At 64.7% G+C, this 1004-nt stretch carries 1 protein-coding gene and 1 pseudogene; both read left to right on the top strand.

Annotated features, from left to right (window positions below; translation table 11 throughout):
- Nucleotides 1-78: 78 nt before the first annotated feature.
- Complete coding sequence (locus ACSFA3_RS26500; protein ID WP_435468677.1) at nucleotides 79-876, top strand: transporter substrate-binding domain-containing protein; 798 nt, start codon at nucleotides 79-81, stop codon at nucleotides 874-876.
- 29 nt (nucleotides 877-905) lie between these two features.
- Nucleotides 906-1004: pseudogene (glnQ, locus tag ACSFA3_RS26495) on the top strand (glutamine ABC transporter ATP-binding protein GlnQ); the annotation flags it as partial.

The following is a 1004-nucleotide window of genomic DNA, read 5'->3' as shown; positions in this document are numbered from 1 at the left end:
CCCGGGCGCTCGCGCGCTGACCCTTTCCGTTTTCTTTCTCTCTCGTCGCTTCCTTCCTTTATTCAGGAGACACATCCAATGACCGTCATCACCTCCCGCCGCACAGCGCTTGCAGCCCTCGGCCTCGGCGCCGCCCTCACCGTGTTCGCACCCTTCGCCTCGGCACAGACCGTGGCCGACATCAAGAAGAAGGGCGAGATCACCATCGGCATGCTGGTCGACTTCCCGCCCTACGGCACCACCGACGCGAAGAACCAGCCCGACGGCTACGACGCCGACGTGGCCAAGCTGCTGGCCAAGGACTGGGGCGTCAAGGCCAACATCGTGCCGGTGACTGGCCCGAACCGCATTCCCTTCCTGCTGACCAACAAGGTCGACCTGCTGGTGGCTTCGCTGGCCGTGACGCCCGAGCGCGCGAAGCAGGTGCAGTTCTCGCAGCCCTATGCGGCCGCCACCATCGTGCTGTACGGCGCGACCAAGGCCCCTATCAAGGCGGCAGCCGACCTGAAGGGCCTGCGCGTGGGCGTGGCCCGCGCATCGACGCAAGACGTGGCCGTGACCAAGGCCGCACCGGAAGGCACCGAAATCCGCCGCTTCGACGACGACGCCTCGGCCATGCAGGCGCTGATCTCGGGCCAGGTCGATGCCATCGGCTGCTCGGTGACCGTGGCGGCGCAGATCGCCAAGCGCGTGCCCGCCAACACCTTCGAAAACAAGTTCACGCTCGTGCAGCAGTCGATGGGCATCGCGATGCGTCCGGGCCAGGAAGAGCTGCACAAGGCGGTGAACGAGTTCGTGCAGAAGAACACCGCCAACGGCGAGCTCAACAAGCTCTACCAGAAGTGGCTGCAGGCCGACCTGCCCAAGATGCAATAAGCAACCCCCGAGGCTGAAGGAATCCTGGCATGACGACGGAATCGATCATCCGCATGGAAGCGGTCAACAAGTGGTACGGTGAATTCCAGGTGTTGACCGGCATCGACCTGTCGGTGCGCCAGGGCGAG

Source organism: Variovorax glucosi, assembly GCF_051216695.1.
GTDB lineage: Bacteria > Pseudomonadota > Gammaproteobacteria > Burkholderiales > Burkholderiaceae_C > Variovorax.
This window is presented reverse-complemented; position numbering and strand designations above follow the sequence as displayed.